The sequence below is a fragment of the Nonomuraea sp. NPDC049152 genome (genome assembly GCF_040648355.1).
In the GTDB taxonomy this organism is placed as follows: Bacteria; Actinomycetota; Actinomycetes; order Streptosporangiales; family Streptosporangiaceae; genus Nonomuraea.
Genome location: NZ_JBEZDO010000014.1, coordinates 1 through 18,428, shown reverse-complemented (window position 1 = coordinate 18,428; position 18,428 = coordinate 1). Strand labels below are relative to the sequence as shown.

The following is an 18,428-nucleotide window of genomic DNA, read 5'->3' as shown; positions in this document are numbered from 1 at the left end:
AGGAGATTGAGGCGTGGCGAACGCCCGACCGATCGACCCACCGACCGACCCGTTCGCCTCGGTGCCGACTCCTCCGCCGGGCGGCGGCAGGAAGCCGCGCGTCGGCGGGCTGCCTCCAGGCGTCTCGCCCGACATCTACGGCTCCACCGGCCGCCAGGACCCACGGCCCGTCGGGCCCACCGCGCTACCTCCCGTCGCGCCGCCGCCGCAGCCGTGGCCGATGGCCGGAGGGCAGGACTACGAGCCTGCACCTCCGCCACCGCCCGTCTTCGGCCTGCAGGAACGCCAGTCCTTCTCCGAGCCTCCGCCGCCGCCTCCGCCCAGGCGCGGCCGCCTGCTGCCCGCGATCGCCATCGTGGTCGCGGTGCTGGTGGCCCTGGCATACCTGGTCCCCGCGGTGATCATGTCGGATTCGGTGCTGCCTGGCACCAAGGTCGACGGCGTCGACATCGGCGGGCTGACCGTCACCGAGGCCGCCGACAAGCTCCGCGACGAGCTGGCGCCCAAGATCGATCAGCCGCTCAAGGTCGAGGTGAACGGCCGCAAGGAGACCATCGAGTCCGACGAGGCGGGCGTCGAGCTCAACGTCGTCGGCACGATCGAGCAGGCGCCGAGCGGCTTCCCCAGCCCCATCGAGGTGTGGCGGGCGCTGACCGGCACCACGGAGATCGAGCCGAAGGTGACCATCGAGTCCGCCCAGCTCGCCAGGACGGTCGAGGCGCTGGCCGCCAAGTACGACCAGAAGGCGAGAGAGGGCAAGGTCGCCTTCAAGGGACTCCAGCCCGTCACCGTCACCCCGCGCGAAGGGCGCGTCCTCGACCAGGCGGCCGCGGTCAAGCTGATCGGCGAGGCCTTCCTCGGCTCGCACGGGAGCGTGACCCTGCCCGTCAAGACCGACGAGCCCACGACCAAACCCGCCGAGGTCAAGGCCGCCGCCGCCACCGCGGCCAACGCGCTGTCCGGGCCGATCACCCTGACCAGGGACGGCAAGCAGGCGCAGATCCCCGTCGCCGGCATCGCCGCCAACCTCACCTTCGTCTCCGACGGCGAGGGCGGGCTCGAACCCCGCTTCGACGCGCGTCAGGCGATCGCGGGGATCGAGAGCCAGCTGATCGACGCCGCCCAGGCGCCGCGCGATGCCACCTACGACGTCGTGGGCGACCGGCTCAAGCTCGTTCACGCGCGCAAGGGCAAGGGCGTCGACGACAAGAAGCTCGCCGCCGACGTGGCCGAGGCGCTGAAGACGGGCGGCAGCCGTACCATCCCGGTGGAGCTGGCGGTCGTCGCGCCGCGCATGACCGACAGCGAGCTGCGCGGGATGGGCATCAAGGAGAAGGTCAGCTTCTCCACGACCGAGCACCCCTGCTGCGCGGCGCGCGTGACCAACATCCAGCTGATGGCCAGGACCCTTGACGGCTACATCGTCAAGCCGGGAGAGACCTTCTCCATTAACGGCGTCGTCGGCGAGCGGACCGCGGCCAAGGGCTACGTCCCCGCGGGGCAGATCGTCGCGGGCAAGATGGAGGACGGCGTCGGCGGCGGCGTCTCGCAGTTCGCCACCACGATGTACAACGCGGCCTACTTCGGCGGGTTCGAGGACGTCGAACACCTGGCGCACATCTACTGGATCTCCAGGTACCCGCCGGGGCGGGAGGCGACGGTCTTCTGGCCGACCGTGGACCTGAAGTGGAAGAACGACTCCCCGTACGGCGTGCTGGTGAAGACCTCCTACACGGCCCGTTCGATCACGGTCTCGCTCTGGAGCACCAAGCGGTACGACAAGGTCGAGTCCATCACCTCGCCGAAGCGCAACTACGTCCCCTTCACGAAGAAGGAGGACGACAGCCCCGACTGCAAGCCGCAGGAGGCGCACGACGGGTTCACGATCGACGTGACGCGGGTGATCACCAAGGACGGGGCCGAGGTCAAGCGGGAGAGGAAGACCACCACCTACCGCATGTCGCCGCAGGTCACCTGCGTGAAGCCGCAGACCGACGACCTGGAGTAGCGGTCAGGGGCCCGGCCTCAGCTCAGCGGGACCGAGAGGATCCTGTCGTCGCCGGGACGGGGGTCGCCCCTGCCGTCGTAGTTGCTCGTCCCCACCCAGAGGGTCCCGTCAGGGGCCGGCGTGACGGCCCGCAGCCTGCCGTACGTGCCCTTGAAGCGGGCCACCGGCGTGCCGGCCGCGCCGTCCTCGCCGTCCTCGCCCAGCGGCACCTGCCACAGCCGCTTGCCCTGCAGCGCGCCCACCCACAGCGAGCCCTTCGCGTAGGCCATGCCCGAAGGGGAGGCCGCCGAGGTGCGCCAGGTGACGATCGGGTTGACGAAGCCGGGGTCGGAGCCGACGCCCTCCACCTCCGGCCAGCCGTAGTTGCCTCCCGCCTTGATCAGGTTGACCTCGTCGTGGGAGCTGGAGCCGAACTCCGAGGCGTACAGCCGTCCTGCCGGGTCCCAGGCCAGGCCCTGCACGTTGCGGTGACCGTAGCTGTAGACCAGGGTGCCGAACGGGTTGCCTGGCGCGGGCGCGCCGTCCTCGGTCACGCGCAGGATCTTGCCGCCCAGCGAGCCGCGGTCCTGGGCCAGCCTCCTGTCGCCGGTCTCGCCCGTGGTCGCGTACAGGAACCCGTCGGGTCCGAACGCGAGCCGCCCCCCGTTGTGGATGGCTCCCTTCGGGATCCCCTTGACGATCACTTTGGCGTCCGAGAGCCGGCCGCCGGTGAGGCGGTAGCGGACGATCCTGTTGTCGGAGGCCGCGGTGTAGTACAGGAAGACCCGCTCGCCCTTCACCGCCACGCCCATGAGCCCGCCCTCGCCGTCGGGCTGGACCCCCTTGATCGCGCCCAGCGAGGTGACCCTGCCCGCGGCCGTCACGCGCAGCAGCCGGGCGCGGTCGCGCTCGGCGACCAGCGCGTCGCCACCGTCCAGGAACGCGATCGACCACGGCACCCGCAGTCCCTTGGCGATCGTGCGGGGTTGGCCGGGCGTGGTCGTCGGCGTCGCCGTACCGGCGGGGCGCACCTCGCCGCCGACCTCGGCGGGCGCCGCGGCGCACCCCGCGGCCAGTGTCGCGACGATCATGATCGTGAAGATGGACCTCATGTGCCCCATACTCGCCTCTTCCCCATAAAGTTCCGCGTATGAAGATCTGGGTGCCGTCCGAGGCCGCCGCTGAAGTCCTGGCCGATCTGCCCGATGTGGAGTGCGTCGTCTTCGACGGCCGTGGTCCGGCTCCCGAGGGGGCCGACGAGGTCGAGGTGTGGATCCCGCCGCTGATCCCCGTGCGCGACACCCCCGGGCTCATGGCCAGGATGAAGCGGCTCCGGCTGGTGCAGACCGTGACGGCGGGCGTGGAGCCGTACCGGCCGCACCTGCCCCATGGCGTGACGCTGTGCAACGCGCGAGGCGTGCACGACGCGGGCACGGCTGAGTGGGCGGTCGGCGCGATGATCGCGGTGCTGAGAGACTTCCCTGCCTTCGTGGACGCGCAGCGCAGGGGCGAGTGGACCTACCACTACACCGACGTGCTGGCCGACGCCCGGGTGCTGATCGTCGGCTACGGATCCATTGGCGCGGCGCTCGAACGCAGGCTCGAGGGGTTCGAGGTCGAGGTGGTCAGGGTGGCCAGGACGGCCCGCGAGGGCGTCCACCCCATGGAGGAACTGGACACGCTCCTTCCCGACGCCGACGTCGTGGTGCTGCTGGTCCCCGCGACCTCCACCACGACAGGCATGGTCGACGCCGGTTTCCTCTCTCGCATGAAGGACGGGGCGCTGCTGGTCAACGCCGCCAGGGGCGCGGTGGTCGACACCGACGCGCTGGTCGCCGAGCTCGTCTCCGGACGGCTGCGCGCCGCGCTCGACGTGACGGACCCCGAGCCGCTGCCCGAGGGGCACCCGCTCTGGAACGCGCCAGGAGTGCTGCTGACTCCGCACGTGGCGGGCAGCACACCCGCCTCCACCCGCCGCTCGCTGCGCCTGATCCGCTCTCAGCTGCTGCGATACCTGGCGGGCGAGCCGCTGAATCACGTGATCACGGAGTCGTACTGACAAAGGGATTCCCGAACGTGTCTGCCTCGTGACCTTCGGTGCGTACGGTGGTCGTCATCGATGATTCCGCGACAGCCATCCATGACCCGTTGTCAAGGCGATCTTCGGAGCAAAGTGGTCCTCATGGTTATCAGATCGGTGACGACTCCCCGGTTGTCGTCCCCCGCACACCCGGAAGAGCACACACTGGCGATGTGCGACTGCCGAACTCCGGCAGTCACGTGAGCTGACTTGACACGGGATGGGCAACGACATTGATCCGCTGGCGTGATCCACGGGCGCCGCTGGCCGGCGCAGCCGCGACAGGTGTGGCGGGCCTGGCCGCCGCCCTCCTCGCGGGCGCGCCTGCCCTGGCGACCGCCGCGGTCGCGGGAGGGCTGGCCGCGCTGCTGGCCGCCGTCTCGCTGCTGGTCGCCTCGGTGCGGATGGCGCCCCAGCACAGGCCCGCCGTGCGATGGCTCGGCTCGGCCGCGGTGGTCTGGCTCTTCGGTGTGGTGCTGCGCCCCGTCGCGGCAGGCTCCAGCCTGGCGGTCAACTTCTCCGACCTCCTCGTCCTCGTCGCCACCGTGCTGCTCGCAGGGGGGTGCGTGCTGGCGGCGGGACGGCCCACGCACGCGCGCGTCGTGCTGAGACAGCTGACCGACGCCTACCTGTGCGCCGCCGCCCTCTTCCTGATCAGCTGGGTGATCGCGCTCAAGCCGCTCTATGTCGACGTCGGCGACTCCTCGACCTTCATGATCACGCTGTTGCCCGCGCTGGTCAGCCTGCTGGTGACCTGCGCCGTGGGGCCCGTGGTCGTCACCGCGCGGTCCCCGCTCTGGCCGTTCGCCCTCGCGGGCCTCGCCGTGCTCGCTGCCGCGACGATCGGCGAGCTCGCCGGCGCGGTCGCCAGGCTCGGCGGCGTCGACCCGCCCAGGTGGGCCCTCCTGCTCGCGCCCGTCGTCTTCCTGCTGCTGGCCGCCCTGCCGTGGAGCGGCAGGTCGTCGAGGCTCCTCGACGTCGCCGACGAGGAGTCGAAGGCGCCCACGGGCCAGGTCGCCGCCACCCTGATCGCCACCGTGCCGCTGTGCCTGGTCGTGATCGCCGCGGGCGCGATGCTGCTCAACCTGAAGGGCCCGCCCGTCACGGGCGTCGCCCTGATCGCCGCCTCCGTGGTGGTGATCCTGGCCGTGCGCGTGTTCGTGCTGATCACCGCCACCGCCCGCATGCGCCACCTCGTCGTGCTCGGCGACCGCCAGCTGCGTGAGCTGGCCGAGAGCACCGGCGACGTGGTCCTGCTGTGCGACTACGAGGGCGTCGTGCGCGAGATGGGCGCGGGCGTCGAGGTGACCTACGGCTACCACCCCGACGACCTGGTCGGCGGGTCGATCTTCGACTACATCCACCCGGAAGACGTGCCCGGCATCCAGCTGGCGCTGCGCCAGATGGGCCTGGAGGAGGACTCGGAGGCGCCCGGCGCCTGCCTGATCGCCTGCAGGGTGCGGGCGGCCGACGGCACCTGGCGGCCCACCGAGTCCGTGGCGACCCGCCACGTGCACGGCGAGGAGCTGCTGCTGGTCACCACCCGCGACGTGAGCGACGAGGAGGCGCTGCGCAACCAGGTCGCCCACCTGACCTTCCACGACGGCGTCACGGGCCTGCCCAACCGCTCCTACTTCGAGGAGCGCACCCGCGAGGTGCTGGAGGGCAGGCAGGCGGGGCGCACCGCGGTGATCTTCCTCGATCTCGACGGGTTCACCTCGGTCAACGACTCGGTGGGGCACGCCAGCGGCGACTACCTCCTCGGGCAGGCCGCGCGTCGCCTTCGCGGCGCTGTACGGCCCGACGACACGCTGGCGCGCTGGGGCGGCGACGAGTTCGCCGTGCTGGTGGAGACGGGCCCCGAGGCGGCGCAGGTCGCGGTCGACGTGGCCGAGCGGCTGGTGCGGGCGGTCTCGCAGGACCCGTTCAGGGTGGCCGACCGCGACGTGGCCCTGACCGCGAGCGTGGGCGTGGCCTTCGCCGAGGACGGCGTGCCGGCCGGCGACCTGATCCGCAACGCCGACGTGGCCATGGCACGAGCCAAGGAGCTGGGCGGGCGCAGGGTCGAGGTGTTCGCCGCGCACATGCACGCCGACGTGGTGCGCAGGCTCGAACTGGCCGCCGACCTGCACCGCGCGCTGGTGGAAGAGCAGTTCGCGATCGAGTACCAGCCGGTCGTCGACCTGGCCACCTCGCGGGTGACCGCGGTCGAGGCGCTGGTGCGGTGGTGGCGAGGGTCGGTGTTCGTGCCGCCCGAGCAGTTCCTCGGCCCCGCCGAGGACACCGGGCTGATCGTGCCGCTGAGCGAGTGGATCCTGCGCGAGGCCTGCCGTGAGGTGGCCGCGTGGCGCGCGTCCTCGTGGGACATCGGGCTGTCGCTCAACCTGTCGGCCAGGCAGATCACCGCGCCCCGCTTCGTCGAGACCATCTCGGAGGCGCTGGAGGAGAGCGGCCTGCCCGCCTCCGCGCTCACCCTCGAGGTGATCGAGGAGATGCTGGTCGAGGACGCGGAGGAGACGATCAGCAGGCTGTCGGAGCTGCGCGCCCTCGGCGTGCGGCTGGCCATCGACGACTTCGGCACGGGTTACGCCTCGCTCGCGTTCCTGCGCCAGCTGCCCGTCGACATGATCAAGATTGACCCCTCGTTCGTCTCGGGCCTCGGCCGTGACGAGACGCTGACCCTGCTCACCCGCACGATCGTCAGGCTCGGCCACGATCTCGGGCTGATCGTCGTGGCCGAGGGCATCGAGCGGCCCGAGCAGCTGGAGCTGCTGAGGGAGATGGGCTGCACCCGCGGTCAGGGCTACCTCGTGGCCAGGCCGATGGCGGCGCGCGGTGTCGACTCGCTCATGCGGACCAATCTCACCAGTCTCGGATCGTGAGACTCGTGTTCCACCAAATTGACACAGTGGCCCTAGGAACGGCTATGGTGTGTCTCATGCTTCGCAGTGAGATTCTCGTAGTACTTCGCCGGCGCGCAGGCCGTTAGCGAAGCACTTCGACCTGCGCGCCGCCCCAGCCCCGCACCCACTGTGCGGGCGGGGCATTTTTTATGTCCTCAGTGCTCAAAGCCACGCAAGGAACGAGCGATGACCGAACGGATGACAGGTGCACAGGCCCTTGTGAGGGCGCTGGAGCACGTCGGAGTCGACACCGTGTTCGGGATCCCTGGCGGCGCCATCCTTCCCGCCTACGATCCCCTCTACGACTCGACCAAGGTCCGTCACGTGCTTGTAAGGCACGAGCAGGGCGCCGGCCACGCGGCAGAGGGCTATGCCCAGGCGACGGGCAAGGTCGGGGTGTGCATGGCGACCAGCGGTCCCGGCGCCACGAACCTGGTGACCCCCATTGCCGACGCCTACATGGACTCGGTGCCCATCGTGGCCATCACCGGCCAGGTCGCCAGCAGCATGATCGGCACGGATGCCTTCCAGGAGGCGGACATCTCCGGCATCACCATGCCGATCACCAAGCACAGCTTCCTGGTCACCGACGCGGCCGACATCCCGCGCACGATCATGGAAGCGTTCCACATCGCCTCCACGGGTCGCCCAGGCCCCGTCCTCGTCGACATCTCCAAGGACGCGCTGCAGGCCGACACCGCCTTCGTCTGGCCGCCCGTCATGCAGCTGCCCGGCTACCGCCCGGTGACCAGACCGCACTCCAAGCAGATCCGCGAGGCGGCCAAGCTCATCGCCGAGTCCAGGCGGCCCGTCCTCTACGTCGGCGGCGGCGTCCACAAGGCGCGCGCGTCGGCCGAGCTCCTGCGGCTGGCCGAGCTGACCGGCATCCCCGTCGTCACCACGCTGATGGCGCGCGGCACCTTCCCCGACAGCCACCCGCAGCACATGGGCATGCCCGGAATGCACGGCAGCGTCTCGGCCGTCGGCGCGCTCCAGCAGTCCGACCTGATCATCGGACTGGGCGTGCGGTTCGACGACCGCGTCACGGGACAGCTGTCCACCTTCGCCCCGCACGCGAAGATCGTCCACGCCGACATCGACCCCGCGGAGATCTCCAAGAACCGTCACGCGGACGTGCCGATCGTCGGCGACTGCCGCGAGGTCATCACCGAGATGATCGGGGCCGTCGAGGCGGAGGCCCGCAAGGGCGACTACACCGAGTGGTGGAAGACGCTCAACGGCTACAAGGAGACCTACCCGCTCGGCTACGAGGAGTTCGCCGACGGCTCGCTGGCTCCGCAGTACGTCATGGAGCGGCTGAGCGCGATCTCCGGCCCCGAGACCTACTTCGTCGCCGGCGTCGGACAGCACCAGATGTGGGCCGCGCAGTTCATCGACTACGAGAACCCCGGCAGGTTCATCAACTCGGGCGGCCTCGGCACGATGGGCTTCGCCGTCCCCGCCGCGATGGGCGCGAAGATGGGACAGCCAGGCGCGACCGTCTGGGCGATCGACGGCGACGGCTGCTTCCAGATGACCAACCAGGAGCTGGCGACCTGCGCGATCGAGGGCGTGCCCGTCAAGATCGCGGTCATCAACAACGGTAACCTCGGCATGGTCAGGCAGTGGCAGACGCTCTTCTACGACCAGCGCTACTCCAACACCGACCTGCAGGCGAAACTCCGGATCCCCGACTTCGTCAAGCTGGCCGAGGCCTATGGTTGTGTGGGCCTGCGTTGCGAGCGGCCCGAAGACGTCGACGCCGTCATCAAGGAGGCCATGGAGATCAACGACCGCCCTGTGGTCGTCGACTTCGTGGTCCACCAGGACGCCATGGTGTGGCCGATGGTCGCCGCCGGCACGAGCAACGACGACATCAAGATCGCGCGGGACATGGCGCCGACGTGGGAGAACGAAGATGAGTAGGCACACCCTGTCCGTGCTCGTGGAGAACAAGCCGGGCGTCCTGGCCCGTGTGTCCTCCCTGTTCAGCAGGCGCGGCTTCAACATCGACTCCCTGGCTGTCGGGCCGACCGAGCACTCCGACATCTCCCGCATGACGATCGTGGTCAGCGTCGAGGAGCTCCCGCTGGAGCAGGTCACCAAGCAGCTCAACAAGCTCGTGAACATCCTCAAGATCGTCGAGCTCGACAACTCCCAGTCGGTGCAGCGCGAGCTCATGCTGATCAAGGTGAAGGCCGACGCCGAGACCAGGTCGCACGTCCTCGAACTGGTCCAGCTGTTCAGGGCCCGCTGCGTCGACGTCGCGTCCGACGCGGTGACCATCGAGGTCACCGGCACCCCGGACAAGCTCGAGGCCTTCATCAAGGTGCTGGAGCCGTTCGGCATCAAGGAACTCGTCCAATCGGGCATGGTGGCCATCGGCCGCGGCGCCCGCTCCATCACCGACCGGTCCCTCAGGGCACTGGACCGTACCGCCTGAAAGGTATATGCACGTGACCGAGATCTTCTATGACGACCAGGCCGACCTGTCGATCATCCAGGGGCGGGTCGTGGCCGTCATCGGATACGGCAGCCAGGGCCACGCCCACGCCCTCTCCCTGCGCGACTCCGGTGTGGACGTCCGCGTGGGTCTGCCCGAGACCTCCAAGAGCAGGGACCTGGCCGCGGCCGAGGGCCTGCGCGTGGTCACCCCCGCCGAGGCGGCCGCCGAGGCCGACCTCATCATGATCCTCGCGCCCGACCACCTCCAGCGCGGCATCTACGAGAACGACATCAAGCCGAACCTGCAGGAGGGCGACGCGCTCTTCTTCGGCCACGGCCTCAACATCCGCTACGGCCTCATCGAGGCGCCCGAGGGCGTCGACGTCGCCATGGTCGCCCCGAAGGGTCCCGGCCACCTCGTCCGCCGCCAGTACCAGGCGGGCCGCGGTGTGCCGTGCCTCGTCGCGGTGGAGAAGGACGCCTCCGGCAAGGCCTTCGACCTGGCCCTGTCCTACGCCAAGGGCATCGGCGGCACCCGCGCGGGCGCCCTCAAGACGACCTTCACCGAGGAGACCGAGACCGACCTGTTCGGCGAGCAGGCCGTCCTCTGCGGTGGCGTGTCCGAGCTGATCAAGGCGGGCTTCGAGACGCTGATCGAGGCCGGCTACCAGCCCGAGGTCGCCTACTTCGAGTGCCTCCACGAGATGAAGCTGATCGTCGACCTCATGTACGAGGGCGGCATCTCCAAGATGTACTGGTCGGTGTCCGACACCGCCGAGTACGGCGGCTACACCCGCGGCCCGCGCGTGGTCACCGAGGAGACCAAGAAGGAGATGAAGCGCATCCTGGCCGAGATCCAGGACGGCACCTTCGCGCGCCAGCTGGTCGAGGAGTTCGAGGGCGGGCAGAAGGAGTTCACGCGCTACCGCGAGGAGCTGGCCGAGCACCCGATCGAGAAGACCGGCGCCAAGCTGCGGCCGATGATGAGCTGGCTCAAGGCCGAGGGCTGATCCCCACCCGGGCGCCCCATTCAGGGCGCCCGGAATCCGGGCGTCCCTTCCCAGGGCGTCCGGTCACCGGTGGGCGGCGCCGACGAGGTCCGCGCCGCTCTCCCTCCTCCCGTCTGTACGGCAAGCGGGCCCTGGCGCCTCCGCGGTCACTGACAGCCCTCTGTCCAAGGGACGCTCCTCGGGAGCGCGGGGCCGCTCGCCGTCACGGACCGCGGCCCCCGTCTCCACCAGCCGCCAGATCAGCACCGAGGATCCCAGCGCCAGCACGACCAGTACCGCGAGCCCTGCCCTGGCCGCGTCCGTCCAGCCGGTGGCGTCGAGCGCGCCGAAGAACACCAGGCCGACCACCGTGACGCCGAGAACGCCGCCGACCTCCTGCACGGTTCCCAGCACACCGGCCGCCGCGCCCGCGTGCGCCTGCCGTACCGAGGCCAGGACCATCGACAGCAGCGGCGACATCACCAGGCCCATCCCTGCTCCCGCCATGAAGAGCCCGGGGAGCAGCGCGCCCGCCGGGCCGCCGACCGCCTGGAAGTTCCACAGCAGTCCCGCCGCGAGGCTGAGGGCACCCGCCACGGGGAGCCGTCCGCCCGGCCGGACCGGTGTGCCGCGCTTGGAGCCCGTGTCGCGGTTGGTGCTCGTGCCGCGGCCGGCGCAGAGCGAGGCGGCGAAGAATCCGGCGTTGACCGCTGTGAACACCGCGCCGGAGGCCATCGGGCTCAGTCCCCTGCCGTCCTGCAGGTAAAGGGCGAGCAGGAACGACAGACCCGACGAGGTGCCGAACAGGAGCGCTACGGCGGCCAGCCCGAGCACGAACCCGCGGTTCCTGAACACGGCCAGGTCGAGCAGGGGGTCGTCGAGGCGCTTCTGCCTGGCGACGAACGCGGCCATGAGCGGGAACGAGGCGGCCAGGCAGGCCCATGACCAGGCGGGCCATCCGGCTTCTCGGCCGTGGGCAAGCGGGAAGACGATCGCCACCAGGCCCGTGGCCACCATGGCCGCTCCCACGAGGTCGAGCCTCCGGCCCGACGGCCCGGTGTGCGTCGGCCCGGGATGCGTGGGTTCGGGGTGCATGGGTTCGGGGTGCTTGCGTTGGGGGTGTGTGGGTTCGGGGTGCGTCGGGCTGACGTGCGCAGGTCTGGGGTGGGCTGGCCCGTGGCGCGTCGGTCTGGGGTTGGCGAGTTCCGGGGGTTTTGAGGTGGCGGTGACCGGTTCGGGGACGTTCGTGACGGGCGCGGGGCTTCCGGGAGCTGTGGTGAACGGGTTGGGGAGCAGGCGTCGGGCGGAGGCTAGGGCGAGGAGGCCGATCGGGACGTTGACCAGGAAGCAGGTCCGCCATCCCAGCCCGGCCAGGTCCGTCGCGACCAGCGTGCCGCCGATGACCTGGCCGCCGACGCCCGCGAGGCCGACCGCCGTGCCGTACCAGCCGAAGGCCTTCGCCCCGTCGGCGCCCTGGTAGAGGGCTCTCATCAGCGTCAGCACCTGCGGCGCCATCAGCGCCGCCGCGCAGCCCTGCAGGATCCGCGCCGACACCAGGAACGCGGGGCCAGGCGCCGCCCCGCACGCGGCTGAGGCCAGCGTGAACAGGGCGAGGCCCGCGAGGAAGACCCGGCGGGGCCCGTGGAGGTCGCCGAGCCGTCCCGCGATGATCACACCGGCCGCGTAGGCCAGGCCGTACCCCGCGATCACCAACTGGGTCGCGGACTCGCCCGCGCCGAGGTCGGCGCGGATGGCGGGGAGCGCGACGTTGGCGATGAAGAAGTCGAGCGTGGTGACGAACGCGGCGACGAGCAGGATGGGCAGTGCCTTCCAACGGCTGCTGGTCATGGTCAGGCCATGACGTTCTTCTCGTCGGCGCCGGTGAGCACCACCTCGGCGCCTTCCGACAGGAGAGCCTTCACCACGGCGAGGCCGCTGCGGTGGATGCCGCCGGTGACCACAGCCCTCTTGCTCTGATTCATGGTGATCAGCCTGGAGAAGAGTGGTTATGGATGGCTTATGGCGATCCCGTAGCCGCTCCGAAATCGTCGGTGGCCTTTGTTAGCTTGAGCGACATGCGATTCGGGGTGCTCGGCCCGCTGGCCGTCTGGTCGACGGAGGGGCGTTCTGTCCGCATACCTGAGGCGAAGGTCCGCGCCCTGCTGGCCGACCTGCTCGCGCACGCAGGGCGGCCGGTCTCCGCCGACCGCCTGATCGAGGACCTGTGGGGCGGCAGCCCGCCGGGCAAACCGGCGGCGGCGCTGCGGGTCAAGGTGTCCCAGCTGCGCAGGGTGCTGGAAGAGGCGGAGCCGGACGGCAGGCAACGGCTGACCTTCACCCCGGCGGGCTACGTGCTGCGGGTGGACCCCGGCGCGCTCGACGCCGACCGGTTCGAGGCGCTCACCGGGCAGGCCCTGGCGAGCGACGACCCGGCCGCCAAGGTCACGCTGCTGGCCGACGCGCTGGCGTTGTGGCGGGGAGAGCCGTTCGCCGACGTGGCCGACGAGGAGTTCGTCGGGCCGGCACGTGCCCGCCTGGCCGAGCAGCGCATGGTGGCGATCGAGGAGCAGGCAGAGGCGAGGCTGGTGCTCGGCGAACACGCCCAGCTCGCGGCCGAGCTCGCCGACCTGGTGGCCGGGCATCCGCTCCGCGAGCGGCTGCGGGCCGTCCAGCTGCGCGCCCTCTACCGCGCGGGCAGGCAGAGCGAGGCGCTCGACAGCTATGCCCGCATGCGCGCCCTGCTGGCCGAGGAGCTTGGCCTCGATCCCGGGCCCGAGCTGGTGGCGCTCCACCAGTCGATCCTCGTGCAGGATCCCGCGCTCGACCCCGCGCCCGCCACGCGCACCAACCTGCCCGTGCCCATGACCGGCCTGATCGGCAGGGAGAGCGCGACGGCCGAGGTGCGCTCGCTGGTCGCCTCCCACAGGCTCGTCACGCTCAGCGGCCCTGGAGGGGTCGGCAAGACGCGGCTCGCGCTGGAGGTCGCGGCGCAGCTCGAACAGGCGCATCCCGACGGGGTCTGGCTGGTCGAACTGGGCGCCCGCCCCTCCACCGTCAGCGTCGTCGACGCCATCGCCGCGGTGATGGGCGTCCGCGACGACAGGGCGGCGGGCAAGCGAGGCGCCGACGCGACCGAGCGGCTCGTCGACGTGCTCCGCGCCAAACGCGCCCTGCTCGTGCTCGACAACTGCGAGCACGTCATCGACCAGGTCGCCGCCGTCGCCGAGACGTTGCTGAGGTCCGCGCCCTCGCTCCGCGTCCTCGCGACCAGCCAGGAGGCGCTGGCCATCGACGGCGAACGGCTGTGGGCCGTGCAGCCGCTCGACCTGCCCTCGGGCGCGGGCGACCCCGCCGCCTCCAGCGCCGTGCGGCTGTTCGCGGCGCGGGCGGCCGCCGCCGCGCCTGGGTTCGCCCTCGACGAGCACAACGCGGAGGCGGTCGCGGCCATCTGCCGCCGACTCGACGGGCTGCCGCTGGCGCTGGAGCTGGCCGCCTCGCGCATGCGGGTGCTCAACCCCGCCAAACTCGCCGAACGGCTCGACGACAGGTTCCGCCTGCTCGGCGCCGGCAGGCGCGACGCGCCCGCCAGGCAACAGACACTGCGCGCGATGATCGACTGGAGCTGGGAGCTGCTCACGGGGGCCGAGCGGGTCGTGCTGCGCCGCCTGGCCGTCCACGCCGACGGTTGCACGCTGGAGGCGGCCGAGGCGGTGTGCTCGGGAGAGGGCGTGCGTCCCGCCGACGTGCTCGACCTGCTGGCCAGGCTCGTCGACCGCTCCCTGGTCGTCACCGTGACGGGACCTCAGGGCACCCGCTACCGCCTGCTGGAGTCCGTGGCCGCCTACTGCCTGGAGCGGATGGAGGAGGAGGCCGAGCTCGATTGCGTACGGCGTCGCCACGCCCGCCACTACCTCGCCCTCGCGGAGGGGAGCGATCAGCGGGTGGAGGGGCAGTCGCGCTGGCTGGCGACGCTCGACACCGAGAGCGCCAACCTCCGCACCGCGCTCGACACCGCGGCCGGCCAGGGGGCCGCGGAGATCGCGCTGCGGCTGGCCAACGCCATGGCCAGGTACTTCCTGCTGCGCTGCCGCTTCGACGAGGGCCGCAGAGCCCTGGCGCTGGCGCTGTCGGTGCGGGGTGAGACGCGGCCTGCCCACGGCGGGTCGGCCGCGGGCTCGTTGCTCCAGGGTTCGTCGGTCCCGGGCTCGCTGGTCCCTGGCTCGTTGGCTCGCGGGTCCTCGGTCCCTGGCTCGTTGGTTCACGGTTCGTCGGTCCAGGGCGACGGGCAGGCGGTCCTGATCGAGGGACACGAGGCGCTCAGGGCGCAGGCCGAGATCTGGGAGATGGGGCTGACGATGCGGCTGGGCATCGCCGTCGAAGTCGGCGAGCGAGCGGAGTGCGCGCTCGCCGTACTCGAGGCGGCGGGAGACCCGGAAGCCCTCGCCAGGGCGCAGTGGTTCCTCGGGTTCACCACGTGGGGCCATGGCGACCTGGGCGGCAGCGAGAAGCTGGTCGGCAGCTCGCTTGCGACGTTCGAGACGATCGGCGACCGGTGGGGCACGGCGGCCGCGCTGGCCGCCCGCTCCGTCCATGCCATGATCAGGGGCGAATTTGCCGCCGCCGAACGTGACGGCAAGCGGAGCGCGGCGCTGTTCGAGGAGCTCGGCGACCACTGGGGCGTGCTGCAGGCGGTCGAGCCGCTGGCGATGCTCGCGGAGATCGACGGCGACTACGACAGGGCCGCGACGCTTCACTCCCAGGGGCTGGCGATGGCCGAGGAACTGGAGCTGTGGTTCGAGGTCTCCAGGTGCATGTCGGGGCTGGGCCGTATCGCGCTGCTCAAGGGTGACTACGCCAGGGCCGACGACCTGCACGAACGGGCCAGGCGGCTGGCGGCGGCGCAGGCGCACCCTTATGCCCAGCAGTTCGCCGAGATCGGGCTCGCGCTCAGCGCGAGGCGGCAGGGCAGGCTCGACACCGCGGAGAATCACCTGCGCACCTGGCTCGACTGGATCATGAAGGCGGAGGGGGAGCCGGGAGCGGCACTGCTGCTGGCCGAGCTGGGGTTCATCGCCGAGTTGCGGGGCGATGCCGAGCTGGCCATGTCTCTCCACCGCGAGAGCCACGCCCACGCCCGCGCCACCTCCGACCCCCGGGCGATCGCGCTGGCGCTGGAGGGGATGGCGGGGGCGGCGTCGCTGGCGGGCGACCACCGGCGAGCGGCCAGGCTGCTCGGGGCGGCCGCGGCGGCGCGGGAGGCGGTGGGCAGGCCGCTGCCGATGGCCGAGCGGAAAGACGTCGACCGGATCACGGTTCGGTCCGTGGAGGCGCTCGACGAGGAGCTCTTCATGGCCGAGTTCAGGGCGGGCGCCCGGGATCCGGTCACGATGTGAGGCATCGCGCCCACTCTGTGTTCAGCAGGCCGGGTTGTGAGGCGGCGGCCCAGGGCAGATCCAGTGGGTGGGGGTTGTGAATTGTCGCGCTCGCATTCCCGGCGGTCTCCTCGGGAAGACGGTGGTCCGACTGCGTCCCGTCTGTGGCGCGTGGTCTGGCCGTTCTTCGTTGGGAGACGTGGTCTGGCCGCGTTCCGTCTGCGGCGTGCGGTCCAGGCGGTCTGCGTTGGAACACAGTGATCTGGCCGCGTTCTGTCTTCCGCTCGGGCACGGAGGTTGGGGGTGGCTGGGGGAGTGGCGTCGGCGGGATGGCGGAAGCCGTACCCAGGGAAAAGGTGCGGGCCCGCCTGCGGCTCCCACGTGCGGAGGGGGAGGCGCGGCGGGCCCGCTGGCGTCGGGTGGGTGGTGGGTTACCCGACGCAGGGGAGTGGCGTTAGTGGCGGGCGAAGACCTGGGTCCAGTGCGGGCCCTTCGAGTCGTGGCCGACGCCGATGTGGGTGTAGTTGCAGTTCATGATGTTCGCACGGTGCCCGGGGCTGTTCATCCAGCCCCGAACCACGTCGGCGGCGGTGCGCTGGCCCTTGGCGATGTTCTCGCCCCAGGCGCTGACGGGCGAGAAGCCCGAGGCCTTGATGCGGTCGCCGGGGTTGCGGCCGTCGGGGGAGGTGTGGTCGAAGTAGCCCTTGGCCGCCATGTCAGCCGAGTGGCCCTCGGCCGCGGCGCGCAGCTGCGGGTCGTGGGTGAGCGGCTTGCAGCCGCCGGAGGCGCGCTCGGCGTTGGTCAGCTTGACGACCTCGTCCTCGACGGTCGAGCCGCCACCGGTGGGGGTGCTCGTCGGCGTGGCCGTCGGCGTGGCGGTGCTGGTCGTCGTCGGGGACGGGGTGGGCGTGGCGGTGGGCGTGGGCGTGGGCGTGGGGGTGGGGGTGCTGTCGCAGGACAGCGCGGCCACGCCGGAGCGATGCGCGTTGCCGCGGTAGTCGGTGGCGGTCACGTAGAGGCGGCGGGGCACGTCGCTGCAGCGGACACCGGCCACGACACGGCCGTTGGTGACGAGCTGCGAACCGCTCTTGACCAGCCGGTCGGGCCCCGGACGCACCTCGACGATGCGAACGCGCAACCGCGCCTGGTCGTCGCAGCCCGTCCGGGCGGCGCCGCCCCTGACGACGCCGTTGGTGTCGAGGTATGGCTTAGCCGCGACAACGCGGCAGGAGTTCGGCTGGGTCTCCGCGTGTGCGGCGGTGACCGGAGTGCTCAATGCCGCCAGACTTCCGAGGCAGGCGAGTGCCTGGAGCTGTCTGCGCACGTTGTCCTCCGTGGGGGTTAGAGACTGGGTCGAAGAGGCATTCTGGTGTGCGCAGAACCGAAATGTCACGAAAAAACCACGAAAATCTGGGGCTCCATGTGTCCCTTTCGTAACAAAGATCTCGCTGGTCGCGGGTAAACCATGTGCCCTACCTGCGCGTCTCTGCCTCTTTGATCTCTGTTTCATCCGACGCATCCCAACCCCATCCCGTTCCACCCGTACCGGTGGTTCTTGATCCGGTTTGGGGTGGACGTTTCCAAGATCTCGCCCGGCCGCGCCGCCATGGGTGGATCTCCATCGGTCGCGGCAGGTCAGACGCGATCTCCGGATGGTTCTCTGTCGGTTTGCGCCGATCGCGCTCCCGGGTTCTCCGTCGCTGACGGGGGTCTCCATCGATTCGCACGAGCTTCGTCCTGGGGTGGGTTGCCTTCGATTCGTGCGAGCCTCCGTCCGGGCCTGAGTGTGCCCTGACTCGCAGGCCAGGGCGATTGTCACGCATTCACTCGAGTTATAGGAACAGCGCTCATATAATGATCGTGTGGTTCGTCAGGTACGCACCTCCCCAGCTGCGGCCTACGACTTGGGCTACCACGTGGTGTGGTGCCCCAAGTACCGCCGCCGTGTTCTGGTCGGGCGGGTCAAGGACCGGCTGGAGGAGTTGATCCACGCCAAGGCCGAAGAGCACGGCTGGGAGATCACCGCCTTGGAGGTGATGCCCGACCACGTGCATGTGTTCGTCAAGCCGCATCCGAAGAACTCGCCGTCGTATGTGGCCAACCAGTTCAAGGGCTACACCTCGCACGTGCTGCGCGCCGAGTTCCCGCACCTGCGTTCCCGGCTGCCCACGCTGTGGTCACGGTCCTACTTCGTGGCCAGCGTGGGCGCGGTCTCCGCCGCGACGATCCAGCGCTACATCCAGACCCAGCACGAGCGCGTCCCCAAGAAGGCGGGGGCCGATCGTGCGTAGGTCGTTCAAATTCGTGCTCCGCCCGACCCGGCATCAGGAAATCTCACTGACAGCGATGCTGGACGATCATCGGGCGCTCTACAACGCCGCTCTCGAAGAGCGCCGGGAAGCCTACAAACGACACAAGGTGAGCATCGGCTACGGCGAGCAGTCCGCCCAGTTGAAGGAGATCCGAGCCGCTGATCCGGAAGGTCAGGGGCGGTGGTCGTTCACCTCCCAGCAGCAGACACTGCGCCGCCTGAACCGGGCGTTCGAGGCGTTCTTCCGCCGCGTCAAGGCCGGGCAGAGGCCCGGCTACCCCCGGTTCAAGGGCCGGGGATGGTTCGACACCGTCACTTTGGTCGAGGGTGACGGAGCCCGC

13 protein-coding genes are annotated in these 18,428 nt (G+C 70.6%); 9 read left to right on the top strand and 4 right to left on the bottom strand.

Annotated elements, in window-relative coordinates; all coding sequences use genetic code 11:
• Nucleotides 1–13: 13 nt before the first annotated feature.
• Nucleotides 14–2,008, top strand: coding sequence for a VanW family protein (locus tag AB0B45_RS24785; protein WP_358134571.1), 1,995 nt, complete (start codon nt 14–16; stop codon nt 2,006–2,008).
• 17 nt (nt 2,009–2,025) lie between these two features.
• Here the strand turns inward: AB0B45_RS24785 and AB0B45_RS24780 are convergent, their stop codons facing one another.
• Nucleotides 2,026–3,099 carry a PQQ-dependent sugar dehydrogenase gene (locus AB0B45_RS24780; RefSeq protein WP_358134568.1) on the bottom strand — a complete coding sequence of 358 codons (1,074 nt, stop codon included), beginning with the start codon at nt 3,097–3,099 and terminating at the stop codon, nt 2,026–2,028.
• Between the two features lie 38 nt (nt 3,100–3,137).
• On the opposite strand from AB0B45_RS24780, the gene AB0B45_RS24775 reads away from it, so the two are divergent.
• The 5 genes from AB0B45_RS24775 to ilvC all read left to right on the top strand — a co-directional run bounded on the left by AB0B45_RS24775 (nt 3,138) and on the right by ilvC (nt 10,425).
• Entirely contained in the window at nt 3,138–4,046 is a 909-nt protein-coding gene (locus AB0B45_RS24775; protein WP_358134565.1) for a 2-hydroxyacid dehydrogenase, read from the top strand.
• A gap of 254 nt (nt 4,047–4,300) precedes the next feature.
• Nucleotides 4,301–6,949: an EAL domain-containing protein gene (locus tag AB0B45_RS24770; RefSeq protein ID WP_358134563.1), complete on the top strand. Its 2,649-nt coding sequence runs from the start codon at nt 4,301–4,303 to the stop codon at nt 6,947–6,949.
• Nucleotides 6,950–7,156: 207 nt separating this feature from the next.
• A complete protein-coding gene (locus tag AB0B45_RS24765; protein WP_358134560.1) occupies nt 7,157–8,896 on the top strand; it encodes an acetolactate synthase large subunit in 1,740 nt (579 codons plus the stop codon).
• Nucleotides 8,889–9,413, top strand: a complete 525-nt coding sequence (ilvN, locus tag AB0B45_RS24760) for an acetolactate synthase small subunit (protein ID WP_358134558.1) — start codon at nt 8,889–8,891, stop codon at nt 9,411–9,413. The genes AB0B45_RS24765 and ilvN overlap by 8 nt, the downstream gene beginning before the upstream one ends.
• Before the next feature lie 22 nt (nt 9,414–9,435).
• Nucleotides 9,436–10,425, top strand: a complete 990-nt coding sequence (gene ilvC / locus AB0B45_RS24755) for a ketol-acid reductoisomerase (RefSeq protein WP_358135117.1) — start codon at nt 9,436–9,438, stop codon at nt 10,423–10,425.
• 63 nt (nt 10,426–10,488) lie between these two features.
• Here ilvC and AB0B45_RS24750 read toward each other — a convergent pair whose 3' ends face one another.
• Both AB0B45_RS24750 and AB0B45_RS24745 read right to left on the bottom strand, forming a co-directional pair.
• Complete coding sequence (locus tag AB0B45_RS24750) at nt 10,489–12,252, bottom strand: MFS transporter (protein WP_358134555.1); 1,764 nt, start codon at nt 12,250–12,252, stop codon at nt 10,489–10,491.
• A gap of 2 nt (nt 12,253–12,254) precedes the next feature.
• Nucleotides 12,255–12,386: a hypothetical protein gene (locus tag AB0B45_RS24745; protein ID WP_358134552.1), complete on the bottom strand. Its 132-nt coding sequence runs from the start codon at nt 12,384–12,386 to the stop codon at nt 12,255–12,257.
• A 93-nt stretch (nt 12,387–12,479) separates the two neighbouring features.
• Here AB0B45_RS24745 and AB0B45_RS24740 point away from each other — a divergent pair, with 93 nt between their 5' ends.
• A complete protein-coding gene (locus tag AB0B45_RS24740) occupies nt 12,480–15,797 on the top strand; it encodes a BTAD domain-containing putative transcriptional regulator (protein WP_358134549.1) in 3,318 nt (1,105 codons plus the stop codon).
• Nucleotides 15,798–16,230: 433 nt separating this feature from the next.
• On the opposite strand, the gene AB0B45_RS24735 is transcribed toward AB0B45_RS24740, so the two are convergent.
• Entirely contained in the window at nt 16,231–17,100 is an 870-nt protein-coding gene (locus AB0B45_RS24735) for a CAP domain-containing protein (RefSeq protein WP_358134548.1), read from the bottom strand.
• Nucleotides 17,101–17,638: 538 nt separating this feature from the next.
• Here AB0B45_RS24735 and tnpA point away from each other — a divergent pair.
• Both tnpA and AB0B45_RS24725 read left to right on the top strand, forming a co-directional pair.
• On the top strand, nt 17,639–18,067 hold the full coding sequence (gene tnpA, locus AB0B45_RS24730) for an IS200/IS605 family transposase (protein ID WP_358134545.1): 429 nt from the start codon (nt 17,639–17,641) through the stop codon (nt 18,065–18,067).
• On the top strand, nt 18,060–18,428 hold a 369-nt coding region (locus AB0B45_RS24725), incomplete at its 3' end, for a helix-turn-helix domain-containing protein (protein WP_358134543.1). The genes tnpA and AB0B45_RS24725, both read left to right, overlap by 8 nt.

Excerpts from the sequence above, each read along its gene's own strand:
- AB0B45_RS24765 (WP_358134560.1), top strand. The coding sequence starts at position 7,157 with ATGACCGAACGGATGACAGGTGCACAGGCCCTTGTGAGGGCGCTGGAG.
- AB0B45_RS24740 (WP_358134549.1), top strand. The coding sequence starts at position 12,480 with ATGCGATTCGGGGTGCTCGGCCCGCTGGCCGTCTGGTCGACGGAGGGG.
- AB0B45_RS24750 (WP_358134555.1), bottom strand. The coding sequence starts at position 12,252 with ATGACCAGCAGCCGTTGGAAGGCACTGCCCATCCTGCTCGTCGCCGCG.
- AB0B45_RS24780 (WP_358134568.1), bottom strand. The coding sequence starts at position 3,099 with ATGAGGTCCATCTTCACGATCATGATCGTCGCGACACTGGCCGCGGGG.
- ilvN (WP_358134558.1), top strand. The coding sequence starts at position 8,889 with ATGAGTAGGCACACCCTGTCCGTGCTCGTGGAGAACAAGCCGGGCGTC.
- AB0B45_RS24775 (WP_358134565.1), top strand. The coding sequence starts at position 3,138 with ATGAAGATCTGGGTGCCGTCCGAGGCCGCCGCTGAAGTCCTGGCCGAT.
- AB0B45_RS24745 (WP_358134552.1), bottom strand. The coding sequence starts at position 12,386 with ATGAATCAGAGCAAGAGGGCTGTGGTCACCGGCGGCATCCACCGCAGC.